Here is a 15,289-nt window from a genome sequence, read left to right on the forward strand (position 1 = left end):
TGTTACTGCTAACGTTTTGGAACAGATTCCAGTTTCATGAGGCGCGCAGGGTCGTGGCCAGGACTTTTGGAGGTGCAGTTGACCGCCGTCGACTCCGCGCTCGAGCCCGTCGGTACCTCGTCCAAGCGAGAACTCCCTCCATCGATGGTCGATCGGATGACGCTCATCCTCGAGGCCTTCGACAGTCGGGGCGCCCTCACTCTCGAAGAGGTCACCTGTCGCTCGGGGCTTCCCCGCTCGACCGTGCACCGCATCCTCGACCACCTCGTGCGTCGCGAGTGGATCGAGCACGCCTCCTTCGGCTACTGCCTCGGCCCGCGTGCCCTCGGCCTCGGCGGCAGCGACACCGGTCATCGCCGCATCAGGGAGGCTGCCGCACCGCACCTCCACGAACTCGCGATGCAGACCGGCGCCGTCGTCCATCTGACGGTGCTCGAAGGCGACGAGGTGCTCTACCTCGACAAGGTGGGTGGGCAGTTCGCCTCCACCGTGCCCTCACGGGTCGGTGGACGATTCCCCGCCTACGCCACCGCGGCCGGTAAATCCATTCTCGCGTGGCTCGAACCCGAACGCATCGATGCGCTCTACGGTAAGCAGCTCGTCCCGTGCACCGAGCGCACCATCCGCGATGAGGTCGCACTGCACCAGGAGCTCAACCGCATTCGCAAGCGGCGTGGCGTCGCGTTCGAGCGCGAGGAGGCCGCGCGGGGCATCGGATGTGTGGGTGTCGCCCTCCGCGGGGTCGACGGCCCTGTGGCCGCCCTGTCGCTCGCGGCAGACGCCCGCTCGACCCGTCTCGAATGGGTGGCACCGATCGTCGCCGACACGGCCCGGAAGATCACGCGCACCCTGTTCCCCGAGCAGGAGCGCGACGACAACCTGCCGGGTGCCACCGAGAAGGTGGGCTGACGTCCTTCCGGTTCCACCACGAATCCGGTTCACCTCGAACGACTGTGCGCAGTTCTCGTCGGAAGCCCTCGGGGGGCTCGGCGAGAACTGCGCACAGTGCGTTCTACGGCGGTATGCGCCTCAGAGCAGGTGGACCTTCTTGTAGAGGATCTTCGACGGTCCGCCGATGAGGCCGACGTTGTCGAGGAAGGTCATCAGCTTCGCTCCCGACTTGCGCACCTGGTCGTGATAGTGCTTGTTGCCCTTGGCCTCTCGCAGTGCCCGCTCGCGGTCGAGGCCCGCATTGGCGTACACGTCGGGGTGGATCATGCTCTTGACGACGAAGAAGACCACGAGCGCGGTGTTGAACCGCTCGAACGCGAGTCGCGCGCGACTCGCACCGGCGAGTCGGCGTGCGACCTCCTCGCGGGCGAAGCGGATGTGGCGCGCCTCCTCGAGGACGTGGATCTTCGACACCGCGCGGGTGACGGGCTGGACACGCTCGTCGCGCATGAAGTCGCGCTGCATCATGTCGAGGATCTCCTCGGCAGCCATGACCGAGGCATAGGCGTTGGCGCCCTTGAAGAAATGGCCCCAGAGGCGACCGAGCTGGTGGATGTAGCGGGCCGGACCGTAGCCCGGCGTGTTCAGCCGCTCGCCGGCGCGCGCGAACATCACCGAGTGTCGGCACTCGTCGGCCACCTCGGTGAGGGCGAACTGGACGTGGCGTGAATGCTTGTCGCGGTCGTAGACGTCGCGCAGGAGCATCTGCATGAGCAGGATCTCGAACCACAGGCCGACGCTCGAGACGCTCGCGGCCTCGTGCTTGGTCAGCTCGATGCGCTGTTCGTCGGTGAGTTCGTCCCACAGCGCGGTGCCGTAGAGCGTGCTCCATTCGGGTGTCATGCCGAACTTGTCGTCCGGGACGGGGGCCTCCCAGTCCACTTCGACGACCGGGTCGTACGACTTGCGCGCGGACGAAGCGAGCAGTCGTCCGGCGGTTTCCTCCCGATCGGACAGTGCGACGCCGGGGGTGAAGCCCTTGCTGGTCTCGCGGGTGAGCGATGCGGTCATGTCTCCACCTTTTTAGTGTGACGACTGGTAACTGTTATTCAGGTTAGCGTGATCGCGCGCACAGCACAATGCCCGCGACTCGTGTCGCGGGCATCGGGAAGGGGGAGGGGCGGGCGGTGACGAGCGCCGGGGCGCCCAGAAGACGGAGATCACCGCGCCGACCAGCCCGGGCGCGCCGGACGGCTAGAGGCCCATGTCCTCGTCGCCCAGACCGTCCGCGCCCACGGCGGTCTTCTTCTCCTCCCGCGGGCGACGCAGGACGTACAGGCGGGAATGCTGGAAATCCCGCAACCGCAGGGTTCGCACGGTCTGGAACCGGAACTCGTCGCAGTCGGCGAGCGCGTCGGCGAGGTTCTCGTCGACGAGGATCGTGCCCGGTCGCGCCGCGCCGGTGAGGCGGGCCGCGATGTTGACGACCGAACCGAACAGGTCGCCGAAGCGCGGCAACGCTTGGCCCCACGCCAGCCCGACACGCAGATCCGGGTAATCCTTCTGGGCCACGAACGAATCCTGCAGGTCGAGGGCGATGCGCGCGGCGTCGATCGGACGTTCGGCTGCGAACATCACCTCGTCGCCGACGGTCTTGATCACCCAGCCGTTGTGCCGTGCGATGACATCGGAGACCTCCGATTCGAAGTAGTCGAGCAGTTCGCTCAGCGCGGCCGCGTCGATCTGGCGGGTCAACCGCGTGTAACCGACCATGTCGGCGAAGCCCACGACCAGCTCGTGGAGCTCGCCGGAATCCTGCGGGCGCGCGGCGGCACGGGCGGTGGTGGCCACCAGGTGCCGACGCCACATGTGGCTCTGGAGACTCACCGCGAGCTCGGTCGTGCGATGGACGATGTGGTCGATCAGCGCACGGATCTCCTCCTCCTGCGGAGGAGTCTCCGACTTCTCGTAGGCAGCGGCGAGTTGCGTGAAGACGTGGGTGTTGAGCAGATTCAGCTGCCACTCGGTCAACCGTGACATCGACTGTCCGATCGACCGGGCCGCCGGCATCTCGAGGCGTTCGTCGATCGCGCCGCTCGCGATGATCGCCGCTGTCGCCCGCAGGGCTTCGACATCTCCGTCCGTGAACATCACGACGTCGGGATCGGGATCGACGGTCAGACCGAGCGCCTGCCACAGGCGGCGCACACGGGCAGGTTCGAGCCCGCACAATCCCGCCACCTCGTTCAACGTGTAACGCAGCGGACCGCCGAGCAGCGCGTTCTCCAGTTGTGACTGGATCACGGACAGCACGTCGGTTCCTGATGCGGGTGCCGGATCGGACGGGGTCACGCATTCATCCTTACCGTGCTCGGCCCCCACGTGCGCGGCAGGTCGCACCGAGCGGGTGAGCAGGGATGTCGTACGGATGTGCGACAGTGACCGTCGTCGAAGCACCGCCGACCGTTCGGCGAACCGAGAAAGGACGTCGCATGCCGCCCCGCAGACGCGCGGATCACCTGACGGAGGACCAACTCGGAGAGCTCGGTACCGCTCTCGCCGAGGGGCGCCGCGCGACCGTCTACCTCGTCGAGGGCATTCCGAGCCTCGGCATCGATCCGGGGACGTCGGCGCGGGTGGTGTCGATCAGCGGCAGCACGGTGATGGTGCGGCCGAAGGGTGTCGACGACGAGCTGCCGTTCGAGGTCGACGAACTGCGCGCCACCCGCGAACCGGCCGGAACCAAACGCGCGCCCGCGAAGGCCGCGCGCGCGTCCGGTGCCGCGAAGCCCGCACCGGCGAAACCCGTACCCGCGAAGGTTGCGTCTGTGCAGCCCGCATCCCCACAACCCGCATCCCCACAGCCCGCCACCCCGAAGCCCGCCACCCCGGCCCCCGCTGCCAGTCCCCGCGCTCAGGAGAAGAAGCCCGTGACCCAGACGACCTTCGCTTCGTCCGACGCCTCCGCGTCCCGGCCGCCGGCAGCGGCCAAGCCGAAGACCCCGGCCCGCAGCAAGGCGAAGAAGGCACCGTCGATCACCATCACCGTCACCATCGACCCGGAGAACGAGTGGACGGTGGGGGTCGCGCACGGCACCCGTAAGGTCGGCAAACCCACGCCGGTCGCGCCCGATGCCGTCGAACGGGCGGTGAAGGAACTCGGTGATCCCACGGCCACCGAGGCCGTCCACTCGGTGATCGACGAGGCGCGTCGCGCCGCCGAAGAACGGGTGGCGCAGCTCAGCCGCGAGCTCGAGGAAGCCCGTCAAGCTCTGGAAAGCTTGGGCGCAACCCGGAAATCCGGCGGAAACCTCTAGTACGCTCAGCCCGACGGCCGCCGGACGGCGCAGTGCAGGAGGGGCCCCATGTTCAGAAAACTGGTTGTTGCAATCGCAAGCGCTGTCGCGCTGGTCGGAGCGGGTTCGGGAGTGGCCGTCGCAGCACCCCCGGTCACCCTCGGCGGCGGTTCGGGAATCACTCTCGGAGACAACGGGCAGGACATCTTCGACTGCACACTCACCACGATCGGCAACGACGCCGCCGGTCGCCTGGTGGGTCTCACCGCCGCGCACTGCGGCTCTCCCGGCATGACGGTGAAGGCCGAATACGACCTCGCCGCCGGCTCGGTGGGCCGCATCGTCTCGACCGACGAGCGGCTCGACTACGCCGTCATCGAGTTCGACCGGAGCAAGGTGGTTCCGGTCGACCGCGTCGGCGACGTGACGATCACGGGCCTCGGCGCTCCCGCGGGCTTCCCGAACATCGCGTGCAAGGAAGGCCGAACCACGGGCAATACCTGCGGAGTCGTCTGGGGCGACGTGTTCGGCTCGCAGGAGACGTGGACGCAGGTCTGCGTCGTGGAAGGCGACTCCGGTGCGCCGCTGGTGGTGGGCACGACGCTCGTCGCGATGGTCAATGCCTACCTGCTCGCGGCATGTGTCGGTCCCGAGGTCGGCACCAACATCGATGTGATCATGGCCGATATCAACGGCCGGGGCGGGCCGGGCGCAGGTTTCCGTCCGATCTGATGCCCCCAGGGCGCGAGGGTTCACCCGACCCTCACCCGCACACCGCACCGTTCGAGGCGGAACCGACGAGCTTCGTGTACTTCGCCAGTACACCCCGGGTGTAGCGCGGCGGTAGTGGCTCCCAGCCCTGCCGCCGCGTTTCCATGTCCTTCTCGTCGACCAGCACGTCGAGGAGACCGTTCGAGACGTCGAGGCGGATCCGGTCGCCGTCGCGGACGAACGCGATGGGGCCACCGTCGACGGCCTCCGGGGCGACGTGCCCGACACACAACCCGGTGGTGCCACCGGAGAACCGGCCGTCGGTGAGCAGCAGGACGTCCTTGCCGAGCCCGGCACCCTTGATCGCACCGGTGATCGCGAGCATCTCGCGCATGCCCGGGCCGCCCTTGGGACCCTCGTACCGGATGACCACCACGTCGCCGGCGGTGATGGTGCCGTCCTCGAGCGCGTCCATCGCGGCGCGTTCGCGTTCGAAGACCCGCGCCGTTCCCTCGAAGACCGACTCGTCGAAGCCTGCGGACTTCACCACCGCTCCGCCGGGAGCGAGACTGCCCCGCAGGATCGTGATTCCCCCCGTGGGATGGAGGGGGTCGCTCAGGGCACGCAGCACCTTGCCGTCCGGGTCCGGTGGCCTGATGCCGGCGAGGTTCTCGGCCACGGTGTTCCCGGTGACGGTGAGGCAGTCGCCGTGCAGCAGACCCGCGTCGAGCAGCGCCTTCATGATGACCGGGACGCCGCCGATGTGGTCGACGTCCTTCATCACGTGCCGGCCGAACGGTTTGACGTCGGCGAGATGCGGCACCCGCGCACCCACCCGGACGAAGTCGTCCAGGCTCAGATCCACGCGGGCCTCGTGCGCGATCGCGAGCAGGTGGAGCACGGCATTGGTAGAGCCGCCGAACGCCATGACCACTGCGATGGCGTTCTCGAATGCTTCCTTCGTGAGGATGTCCGAGGCCGTGATTCCGCGACGCAACAACTCGACCACGGCCTGTCCGCTGCGCCGGGCGAAACCGTCGCGGCGACGATCGGTGGCGGGTGGGGATGCGCTTCCCGGCAGCGACATGCCGAGCGCTTCGGCCGACGCTGCCATCGTGTTCGCGGTGTACATGCCGCCGCAGGCGCCCTCACCGGGGCAGATGGCGCGTTCGATCGCGTCGAGATCGGTCTCGGACATCAGGCCTCGCGCACACGCCCCGACCGCCTCGAAGGCGTCGATGATCGTCACGTCGCGTTCGGTGCCGTCGGACAGTTTCGCGATGCCCGGCAGGATGGACCCGGCGTACAGGAAGACGGCGGCGAGATCGAGGCGGGCCGCGGCCATGAGCATGCCGGGCAGGGACTTGTCACATCCCGCGAGCAGCACCGATCCGTCGAGGCGCTCGGCCTGCATCACCGTCTCGACGCTGTCGGCGATGACTTCCCGGGACACCAGGGAGAAGTGCATGCCCTCGTGCCCCATCGAGATCCCGTCGGACACGGAGATGGTGCCGAATTCCAGCGGATATCCACCTGCGGCATGCACCCCCTCCTTGACCGCTCGGGCGAGCCGGTCGAGCGGGAGATTGCACGGCGTGATCTCGTTCCACGACGATGCCACCCCGATCTGCGGCTTACCCCAGTCGTCGTCGCCCATGCCTACCGCGCGGAGCATGCCGCGCGAGGCGGCCTTCTCCATGCCGTCGGTGACGTCGCGGCTGCGGGGCTTGATATCGGGCCGGTCCGTCATGAGGCCTTCCGAGGGTCGCGGCCGGTCAGGGCGAGGAGCCGGTCCTGTGGCGGAGCATCGTCGGGGAGCGGGACGGGATCGGCGAACAGACCGCTCGAGGCGAGCATGTCCTTCTGAGGTTCGATGTCGGCGAGCACGGCGTCGACGAGTTCGGCGTCGAGGGTCTCGTCGGCGCCGATTGCCCGCGCGAGATCCCAGGTGTGCACGGTGATGTCCGCGACCTGCTGTTTCATGTAGTCGAGGCACGGGACGGTGCCGTAGGACAGGTGGACCTCCTGGGACGGTGCCGCCATCGCCCACGCGGCGGTCGCCTGCTCGGCGAAGCGTGCCCATTCGGCGGCGAGGTCGTCTCCGATCGGTTCGAGTGCGGCCTTCGCGTCGTCGAGGGAACGCCCCGAGAGCAGTGGCTGGATCCAGCGCTGCTCGTCGACCATGTGCCACACCAGGTCGGTGACGTCCCATTCGGTGTCGGGGGTCGGGGCGTGCCAGTCGCGGATCTGCGCGACCCGGTCGCCGAACTCGCGCCGCGCGGTTCGTTGCAGGGAGAGCCAGTCGGTCGCCATGTCTCTCAGCGTAGGGCGCGGGTTGCTCGGATCACGGCGATTTCGACTCCTGCGATCATGCGCGGGATGCGGGACGATCGGGAGTCGCACCGTGTCGTCGTCGAGGAGAAGTACATGCCTGTCCCCACCGTCCGGCTCGCGCCCGGTCTCGTCGTCAGCGCCCAGGGTTACGGCGCGATGTCCGTCGCCCCCGCATACGGCGAGGTGAATCTCGACGAGGCGCTCGCGACCCTGCACCACGCCGTGGATCTGGGCATCACCTTCATCGACACCGCCAACGTCTACGGCGACGGCACGAGCGAGAAGGTGGTCGGCAAGCTGCTCGCCGACCGGCGGGACGAGGTCCAGCTGGCGACGAAGTTCGGTCTCGTCGGCGCGGTCAGCGGCAAGGGCGCCGCCAACCGTCGCATCAACGGCCGTCCCGAATACGCGAAGCAGGCCATCGACGAGTCGCTCGGGCGTCTCGGCGTCGACCACGTCGACCTGTACTACCTGCACCGCGTGGATCCGGAGGTGCCGGTCGAGGATACGGTGGGTGCCCTCGCCGAACTCGTGCAGGCCGGCAAGGTGCGGCACATCGGACTGTCGGAGGCCACGGGCGACGAGTTGCGCCGCGCGCACGCCGTCCACCCGATCGCGGCGATCCAGTCGGAGTGGAGCATCGTCTCGCGCGACGTCGAACGGCACGTGGTGCCCACCGCCGCCGAACTCGGCATCGGCTTCGTGCCGTACTCGCCGGTGAGCCGGGGGCTGCTCACCGACGCCTTCGATCCCGGACAGGTTGCCGAGAACGACCTGCGCAAGCGCTTCCCGCGCTTCGACGCCGACGCCCTGCCGATCAACCTCGCGGTGCGCGAGGAGGTGCGGGCGGTCGCGAAGGATGCGGACGCGACCATCGCACAGATCGCCCTGGCATGGCTGGACGCGAAGGGTCGCGAGTTCGGCTTGCCGTCGGTGTCGATCCCCGGCACCCGCTACGCGAGTCGCGTCACCGAGAACGCCGGAGCGCTCGACGTGACGCTCACCGACGAGCAGGTCGCGCGGCTGGATCGTCTCGCCGGCAAGGTCGCCGGTCCGCGTGCGGCCGACCCGACGTGGGTGTCGCTCGGGCGTGAGTAATCAGCACCGTTAACAGACCGACGCGTATCGTCCTTGTGACATGAGGGCATGGCTGGTCTGGGGTATCGGAGTCTTCGCCTACATCGTCGCCGTCCTCCATCGGACGGCGTTCGGCGTCTCCGGACTCGCTGCCACCGAACGCTTCGAGATCTCACCGTCGGTGCTGTCCGGCTTCGTCGTCCTCCAACTCATCGTCTACGCGGGGATGCAGATCCCGGCCGGTGTGCTCCTCGACAGGTTCGGTTCGCGGCGGATGATCGCGACCGGCGCCGTGATCCTCGCCGTCGGTCAGGCGATCCTCGCCGTCACCGAGTCGCTGCCGGTCGCGTATCTGGCCCGAGTGCTGGTCGGTGTCGGTGACGCCCTGACGTTCATCTCGGTGCTGCGGCTCGTGCCGGTGTGGTTCGCGCCGCGCCGCGTGCCTGTCGTTTCGCAGCTGACGGGCATCTTCGGCCAGCTCGGCCAGGTGCTGTCGGCGGTGCCGTTCGTCTTGCTGCTCACCGGCACGGGATGGACGGCCGCCTACGGCAGTGCCGCGGCGCTCGGCCTTTTCGCGTGCGTGCTGGTGTTCGCGGTCGTGCGCGACACCCCGCCCGGTGAGACGCGCGAGGCCACCGCGTCAGGGCTGCGGGAGGTGATCGGCGGGCTCGGCACGGTGTGGCGGCGTCCCGGCACCAAGCTCGGCTTCTTCACCCACATGGGCACGCAGTTCTCGGTGACGACCTTCGCGCTCATGTGGGGCGTGCCGTATCTGGTCTCCGCGCAGGGCCTGTCACCCGCGGCGGCCGGCTCGATGCTGACCGTCTCGGTGGTCACCGCCATCTCCGCCGGACCCATCCTCGGCGTGCTGTCGGGACGCTTCCCGACCAGACGCTCGTGGCTCGTGCTCATGATCATCCTCGCCAGCGCAGTGACGTGGTCGGCGGTGCTCGCCCTGTCCGGACCCGCACCGCTGTGGCTGCTCGTGGTGCTCGTCGTCGTCATCTCGGTGGGCGGGCCGGGATCGATGATCGGCTTCGACTACGCCCGCACCTTCAATCCCGGGACCGCGCTCGGCACGGCCAACGGCATCGTCAACATCGGTGGCTTCCTCGCGACACTGCTGGTCGTGCAGACGATGGGCATCGTGCTCGACCGGCTCGGCGGCTACACCTTCGACGCCTTCCGCGTCGCGTGGTTCGCGCAGTACCCGATCTGGGTGATCGCGCTTATCGGGGTGCTCGTGACCCGAGGGCGCGCCCGCCGCGAGGCCGGCATCGAAGCCCGCTCGCTGCGGGCGGTCGTGGTCGAGCGGTTCGGCCGGGGTAAGCGCTGAACGCGGTTGGGCAAGCCCTGGGCGTCGAGGCGTCCGGATGTCTCGATCGACGAGCGGCGGGAGTCCTGTTCGGGTGGACCGTCCGGCATCACTGCAGGTCGTGGAGGTGAGAACCGCCTGTCGTGGTCGGACTGGCAGACTCGATCCCGGAAGCAGTCGAGGAGGAATCGAGTGAAGACGACGGTGGGCGAACCCGAACCAGGGCTGCCGGCACCGGACGAGGTGCCGGCAGCCCTGGTGGCAGTGGAGCATCTCGCGCAGGATCTGCGACGCGCACTCATGGTGTACAAGTTCGGCATCGACGAGATGATGACGAAGATCAACATCCTGCGCGAGGAGTTCGCCTACGCCCGCGAGTACAACCCGATCGAACACGTGAAGTCGCGGTTGAAGAGCCCCGAGTCGATCCTCGCCAAGGCGGAACGGAAGGGTGCGCCCGCCTCGCTCGACGGCATCCGCGAGGCCGTCCGCGATATCGCCGGCATCCGTATCACGTGCAGCTTCACGTCGGACGTCTACCGGATCATCGACATGATCACGAGCCAGCTCGACGTGACGGTCGTCGAGATCGAGGACTACATCGCCCGCCCGAAACCCAACGGGTACAGCAGCGTGCACGTGATCGTCCAGATCCCGGTGTACATGTCCGACCGGGTCGAGCGCGTCTACGTCGAACTGCAGATCCGCACGGTCGCCATGGACTTCTGGGCGAGCCTGGAACACAAGATCTACTACAAGCACGACCGCGAGGTACCGGACGAACTGCGCGAGGAGCTCCGCCTCGCCGCGGAAACTGCGCGCGATCTGGACCTGCGGATGGAAGCACTGCACCGCCGCGTCCACGGCCCGAACAACGGGAACTGACCGAGGTACGCAACGTGGGGTGAAGGCTCGCAACGTGGTCGGTCACTGTCGGCGTTGCGAACCCACCACCGGTGTTGCGTGCCCATCACCATTCCCACTGTTGACGCGGAATCTTCCGCGCGATACGTAAGCGTTCACGCACAGGGAGGGGACGGAGGAGTTCAGGGGCCTCGGGTGTGGTGACGAGATGGCGATCTTCGGGACACCGATGGAGACGGTCGACGAGCCCGAGCAGCGTGTTGGGTTCGCTGACGAGAACGTACGCCGGAACGGTGAACGAATCCGGTGTGTCGTGCCCCATGCGAGGTGGAGTCGGTTCATAGCCGGGTACGTGCAGACGGATGAGTGGATTGTGTGTAGACGCCCCGCGACCCGAGACGGTGTAGACATCGGCAGCCACTTCCTGGATCTCGTCCCATCGAACGACCACGTCCGAAACGCCACGCCGCACGAGCCATGTCGTGCGGCGGCGAATACCGTCGGCATGGAGACGTGTGGATCCCCGGGGGTGGATCAAGAAGGGTAGAGCACCCACCGCCGCGGTTGCACACGTCGTCCATGCGATGAACGAGCCGGAGAAGGAGAGCTCGTGTCTCGCAAGAAGCATCGCTCCGTCCGGTCGGTTCGACGCACGAATCATGAAAGCACCCGCTACTGTCATGCAGGAGAACACGACGGACAGCTGAACGGGAAGTATCCTCACGTAAGGAATCTCGATGCCAGGGCCGTGAACGTCGTCTCGGCACTGCCGGATCCTCGGATGCAAACCGAATCGGTGGAAGCCGGCTCGCTCGAATCCCCAGGCCGAACCTGACGCCGTCATCACAGCGAGACAGAACCCCAGGGCGATGGCTCCGAGGTCATCCGCTCGTCGAACGTCCACGGTCTTCTGCAGCACAAGGATTCCGGCCCCGGCCAGGAACACGCCGAGGCAGAGCGATCCCGTACGAAACCGTTGCGGCCAAGCAGGTTCGGACCGTTCTCCGTACGGGTACGTCTCGATGGAATCGCTCACCGGATTCTCAGTCCCTCGTGGATTGCATGCAGATGAGCGATAAGAGACTCGGCGCTGTCGGAACGTGCGGTTGCCGTCAGTTGCGTCAGGTAGCGATCGTACTCGTGGTCGATCACGAGATATCGCGTCACGGCGGTGTACTCGACGTCGTCCACTCGATAGGAGCCTTGGACGATCACCGATCGGTGCCCGCGGAAATCGGATGTGTCGCGGAACCTCTCCCTCCATGCGGGCAGTTCGCGAACTTCATTCCCTGCGACCTCCAGCAGTTCGTCCGCCGGCCGCCACTTCACCAGTGCACCATGAAGGAGTACGGCGTTGGGTGCCCAATCATCCGCGACGTGCTCGGGAGCTACGAGAACCGTATGTGCGTGCGGAAAGACGTCGCGGGGGAGTGTGATCCAGCCTTCCGGCGCTTGGAGTTTCGGTTGTGGATGCCGCGGATCGTCCGGGTCGCAGGGGCTCAGTTCGACTTCGTGTGTTGCGAGGTAGTCGGAGAGCGTCGTCTGAAGCGAAGCGTTCATCGAGACGCCTCCTGGTGGCGTGCCATCCGGAATCGCTCTCGCAAAGGCGGTGGTCTGAGAAGTTCGGCCGCGTCCTCCCGAGCGAGGAGTGTGCGGTCGTGTGGACGTTCATGCATTCGTCGGGCCAGGGCCAGGAGTGTGTTGGGTTCTGCGATGAGCCAAGTGCAGACGATGGCGAGAATGTGTTCTTCGTCGTGGGGAATGCGCGCTTCGGGGGGAATCCGCCCGGTCGTGTGGATGTGGATCATCGGAGTGCGGACGTCGCCGGATCCGGAACGGGTCACGATATCCGTTCCGATGATGCTTTCGATAGCGTCCCAACGCGCGAACTGCACGGTGGCATTGTTTCGTCGGAGCTTGCGAGAGCGTACGACTCTTTCGATTCCTTGCGGGTACAACCCCACTGTTGTCGGGAGCCGGAACCATGCGAACACTGCCGAGGCGATCAGGGCGACGACCCCACCCACGAACATGAAAATTGCAGTGGCGTGAGGGTCGCGACCGTAAGGCAACTCGGATTTGTCGGTGATGTAGATGTTCAGCGCCGCTACGGCCAGGCATCCGAGCCCGACCACGACGAGCAGGACCATGAAAATAGTCAGAGGCGTAAGTCCTCCAGGGACAACGATTCCCGTGCCATGTTCCGGATGCCTGTAACTTCTGATGCGTGGGGAATGCAGGACATGTCGAATCCCTCCGAGTCTGACACACATCACGCCCATGAGCAGCATTGCTGCTCCGTACAACAGCGAACCGATCGTGGATACCAACTCCTCGTGGAGGATATTCGCAGAACTGTCAACCAGACTCCACGTAGCGAAGACCAGAACGCATACCCCCGTTATGCACCATCCGATTCGAAGACGTTGCGGCCAACAGGGCGCGTCGGAGGAACTATCGGCGCGAACGTGATTCCGGTCTTCCGGCGTGCCTTCGGTCGTCACCACAACTCCTGGATCCTCTTGGATGTGTACCACGTGGCAAAGCCCCCGAGCACAAGCCCGACAGCGAAGCCGGCGGCGGTGCCGACCCCTGGAACGACCGAGCCGGTCGCAGCGCCGATAGCCGCGGTAGTTCCCTTCGACGCCAGGAATGCACCGACCATGCCGACAACGGTTCCGGCGCTCTCGGACACCACCGCCTCGGTGGGATCCATGCCTCCCTTGATGTCGTTGACGATCGCAGGAACGGTGCCTACTGCAGCGGCAGCCGGGTTCATTCCACGTGCGATGTTGCGTGCGACATCGTCGCCCGAGGCCACTGCCGCGTCGGTCAGGAGTTCCTTGGTAGCTCCGGACATTGCGCCGATGGACGACGCTGCGATGGTGGATGGCCAGTCCGGCCACCAGGAGAACTCACCGTCCTCCGTCTGCACGACCTTCCCCGGCACCGCGGCATCCCTGGCTGCTTCGAGTACCGCAACGGCGGCGGTGATTCGATCGGCTGTTTCGATTGCGGCTCGCGACGCTTGTTCGAGAGCGCCGGTGACGGCGTGTGTCAGTTCCGCCGCTTCGTGTTCGAGGCGGACGCGGGCTTCGGCGACGGCTTCGGCCTGCAGCATCGCCGAGAGGATGCGGATCTGGTCGGAGGGGTCGACGGTGCCGTCGTCGTGCACGGTGAACCCGGACTGTTCGGCGCCGCCCACGACCGACACGAGGTGCAGGCGGGTGCCTTCGACGAGCCACGCGCCGGTGCGGTACGCCTCCGCGACCTGCAGTAGCGCTTCGGCGATGGCGCTACCCAGCGAGCGTTCTCGGACCACTCGCGCGGCGGCGGCACGTGCGGCGTCGCCGGACCATCGCTCGGCGAGCACATCCTGCTCGGTGAGCAGAGCTTTCATGCGGTCGTCGAGTGTGTCGACGAGCACGTCGAGGTGGCCGGCGGTGACTCGCAGAGCGTCGGGATTCCAGGACCGCACGGCGGCGACTCCCGGTCTCATTCGTGCTGATCCATCGCCGAGAGTGCAGCCACGAAGTCCGCCTCTGCGATGACGTAGTCGTTCTCGGCACCGTCGGTGATGTCGACGATCTCGCGCAGGCGACTGCACACGTTGCTCAGCGCCTGATCGGTGGCGGTGAAGGCTCGTGCACAGACGGCCGCGAATTCTGTTCCGGGAAGCGCTGATTGCGACACGGCATACGGTTCGCCGACGTCCCAGTCGTCGACCGCGTCGGCGGTGTCCGCCACGAAGGCTGCGAATGTGCGCAGCGCTTCAGGATCTACGTGCAACGTCACGACTGCCCCCCGACAGAATCCCCCGATACGTCCGGGTCGGGACGATAGCAGAAGGCGCCCCCACGGATCCGGAGCGGACCGTCGGGGCGCCTTCGAAGGCTGCAGGGCTACTTGCTGTAGCTGTAGAAGCCCTCGCCGGTCTTGCGACCCAGGCGACCCGCGTCGACCATGCGACGCAGCAGTGCCGGGGGAGCGTAGTGCGGCTCGGCGAACTCGTCGTACAGCGACTGCGCGGCGTTGAGGGTGATGTCGAGGCCGACGGTGTCGATGAGGGTCAGCGGGCCCATCGGGTAGCCGCAGCCACCCTTCATCGCGGCGTCGATGTCTTCCTTCGTCGCGTATCCCGACTCGAGCATGCGCACTGCCGAGCACAGGTACGGGATGAGCAGGGCGTTGACGATGAAGCCCGCACGGTCGCCCGCGCGCACGGCCGTCTTGCCGAGGGTGTTCTTCGCGTAGTCGAACACGGTGTCGGCGGTGGCCTCGTCGGTGGTGAGTGCCGAGATGATCTCGACGAGCGGCATCACCGGCACCGGGTTGAAGAAGTGCACGCCCACGACCTTGCCGGGCCGTTGCGTCGCCTGCGCCATCTTGATGACGGGGATGGACGACGTGTTGGTGGCGAGGATGCCTTCGGGCTTCACGATCTTGTCGAGTTCGGAGAAGATCTCCGCCTTGAGCGACTCGATCTCGGGGGCGGCCTCGACGACGAGGTCGCGGTCGGCGAACTCGTTCAGGTCGAGGGTGACGCGGATCCGTCCGAGCACCGCGTCGGCGTCCTCCTGCGTGATCTTGCCGGACTTGACGCCGCGTCCGATCGACTTCTTCAGACGCTCGCGTGCTGCGGCGGCGAACTCCTCGGTGGTCTCTTTGACGAGGACGTCGCTACCGGCCTTCGCGCACACCTCGGCGATACCGGCACCCATGGTGCCGCCGCCGATCACGCCTACCTTTTCCACTGCCACTGCGGTAACTCCTGATCGCTTGATGTTCCGGGGGGTAACCT

15 protein-coding genes are annotated in these 15,289 nt (G+C 66.8%); 6 read left to right on the plus strand and 9 right to left on the minus strand.

Going from position 1 to position 15,289, the window contains the following annotated elements:
• Positions 1-66: 66 nt before the first annotated feature.
• The gene (locus tag EQ874_RS03390; RefSeq protein ID WP_064064337.1) at positions 67-909 is read left to right on the plus strand and encodes an IclR family transcriptional regulator; all 843 of its coding nucleotides are present in this window, start codon (positions 67-69) and stop codon (positions 907-909) included.
• Between the two features lie 120 nt (positions 910-1,029).
• Here the strand turns inward: EQ874_RS03390 and EQ874_RS03395 are convergent, their stop codons facing one another.
• Complete coding sequence (locus EQ874_RS03395) at positions 1,030-1,962, minus strand: diiron oxygenase (protein ID WP_115311511.1); 933 nt, start codon at positions 1,960-1,962, stop codon at positions 1,030-1,032.
• A gap of 183 nt (positions 1,963-2,145) precedes the next feature.
• Positions 2,146-3,243: an adenylate/guanylate cyclase domain-containing protein gene (locus EQ874_RS03400; protein ID WP_026003464.1), complete on the minus strand. Its 1,098-nt coding sequence runs from the start codon at positions 3,241-3,243 to the stop codon at positions 2,146-2,148.
• Between the two features lie 140 nt (positions 3,244-3,383).
• Here EQ874_RS03400 and EQ874_RS03405 point away from each other — a divergent pair, with 140 nt between their 5' ends.
• Positions 3,384-4,208: a DUF6319 family protein gene (locus tag EQ874_RS03405; protein WP_129975566.1), complete on the plus strand. Its 825-nt coding sequence runs from the start codon at positions 3,384-3,386 to the stop codon at positions 4,206-4,208.
• A 48-nt stretch (positions 4,209-4,256) separates the two neighbouring features.
• Positions 4,257-4,919 carry a serine protease gene (locus EQ874_RS03410; RefSeq protein ID WP_165369190.1) on the plus strand — a complete coding sequence of 221 codons (663 nt, stop codon included), beginning with the start codon at positions 4,257-4,259 and terminating at the stop codon, positions 4,917-4,919.
• Positions 4,920-4,950: 31 nt separating this feature from the next.
• Here EQ874_RS03410 and ilvD read toward each other — a convergent pair whose 3' ends face one another.
• Together ilvD and EQ874_RS03420 are read right to left on the minus strand one after the other, a co-directional pair.
• Positions 4,951-6,648, minus strand: a complete 1,698-nt coding sequence (gene ilvD / locus EQ874_RS03415; protein ID WP_129975568.1) for a dihydroxy-acid dehydratase — start codon at positions 6,646-6,648, stop codon at positions 4,951-4,953.
• Entirely contained in the window at positions 6,645-7,211 is a 567-nt protein-coding gene (locus tag EQ874_RS03420) for a TIGR03086 family metal-binding protein (RefSeq protein WP_064065220.1), read from the minus strand. The genes ilvD and EQ874_RS03420 overlap by 4 nt, the downstream gene beginning before the upstream one ends.
• A 114-nt stretch (positions 7,212-7,325) precedes the next feature.
• On the opposite strand from EQ874_RS03420, the gene EQ874_RS03425 reads away from it, so the two are divergent.
• From EQ874_RS03425 to EQ874_RS03435, 3 genes are all read left to right on the plus strand, one after another.
• Positions 7,326-8,330, plus strand: a complete 1,005-nt coding sequence (locus EQ874_RS03425) for an aldo/keto reductase (RefSeq protein ID WP_165369204.1) — start codon at positions 7,326-7,328, stop codon at positions 8,328-8,330.
• A gap of 40 nt (positions 8,331-8,370) precedes the next feature.
• Positions 8,371-9,645: an MFS transporter gene (locus EQ874_RS03430; protein ID WP_129975572.1), complete on the plus strand. Its 1,275-nt coding sequence runs from the start codon at positions 8,371-8,373 to the stop codon at positions 9,643-9,645.
• Between the two features lie 171 nt (positions 9,646-9,816).
• Complete coding sequence (locus EQ874_RS03435) at positions 9,817-10,509, plus strand: GTP pyrophosphokinase family protein (protein ID WP_106201129.1); 693 nt, start codon at positions 9,817-9,819, stop codon at positions 10,507-10,509.
• A gap of 1,011 nt (positions 10,510-11,520) precedes the next feature.
• Here EQ874_RS03435 and EQ874_RS03445 read toward each other — a convergent pair.
• The 5 genes from EQ874_RS03445 to EQ874_RS03465 all read right to left on the minus strand — a co-directional run bounded on the left by EQ874_RS03445 (position 11,521) and on the right by EQ874_RS03465 (position 15,242).
• A complete protein-coding gene (locus EQ874_RS03445) occupies positions 11,521-12,048 on the minus strand; it encodes an LpqN/LpqT family lipoprotein (RefSeq protein WP_129975574.1) in 528 nt (175 codons plus the stop codon).
• A complete protein-coding gene (locus EQ874_RS03450; protein WP_230825048.1) occupies positions 12,045-12,638 on the minus strand; it encodes a hypothetical protein in 594 nt (197 codons plus the stop codon). The genes EQ874_RS03445 and EQ874_RS03450 overlap by 4 nt, the downstream gene beginning before the upstream one ends.
• Before the next feature lie 350 nt (positions 12,639-12,988).
• On the minus strand, positions 12,989-13,987 hold the full coding sequence (locus EQ874_RS03455) for a hypothetical protein (RefSeq protein ID WP_129975576.1): 999 nt from the start codon (positions 13,985-13,987) through the stop codon (positions 12,989-12,991).
• Positions 13,984-14,283 carry a hypothetical protein gene (locus EQ874_RS03460; protein WP_242496619.1) on the minus strand — a complete coding sequence of 100 codons (300 nt, stop codon included), beginning with the start codon at positions 14,281-14,283 and terminating at the stop codon, positions 13,984-13,986. The genes EQ874_RS03455 and EQ874_RS03460 overlap by 4 nt, the downstream gene beginning before the upstream one ends.
• Positions 14,284-14,390: 107 nt before the next feature.
• The gene (locus EQ874_RS03465) at positions 14,391-15,242 is read right to left on the minus strand and encodes a 3-hydroxybutyryl-CoA dehydrogenase (protein ID WP_026003032.1); all 852 of its coding nucleotides are present in this window, start codon (positions 15,240-15,242) and stop codon (positions 14,391-14,393) included.
• Between the last annotated feature and the right edge of the window lie 47 nt (positions 15,243-15,289).

Source organism: Rhodococcus sp. Q1 (genome assembly GCF_004153645.1).
Taxonomy (GTDB): domain Bacteria; phylum Actinomycetota; class Actinomycetes; order Mycobacteriales; family Mycobacteriaceae; genus Rhodococcus; species Rhodococcus gordoniae.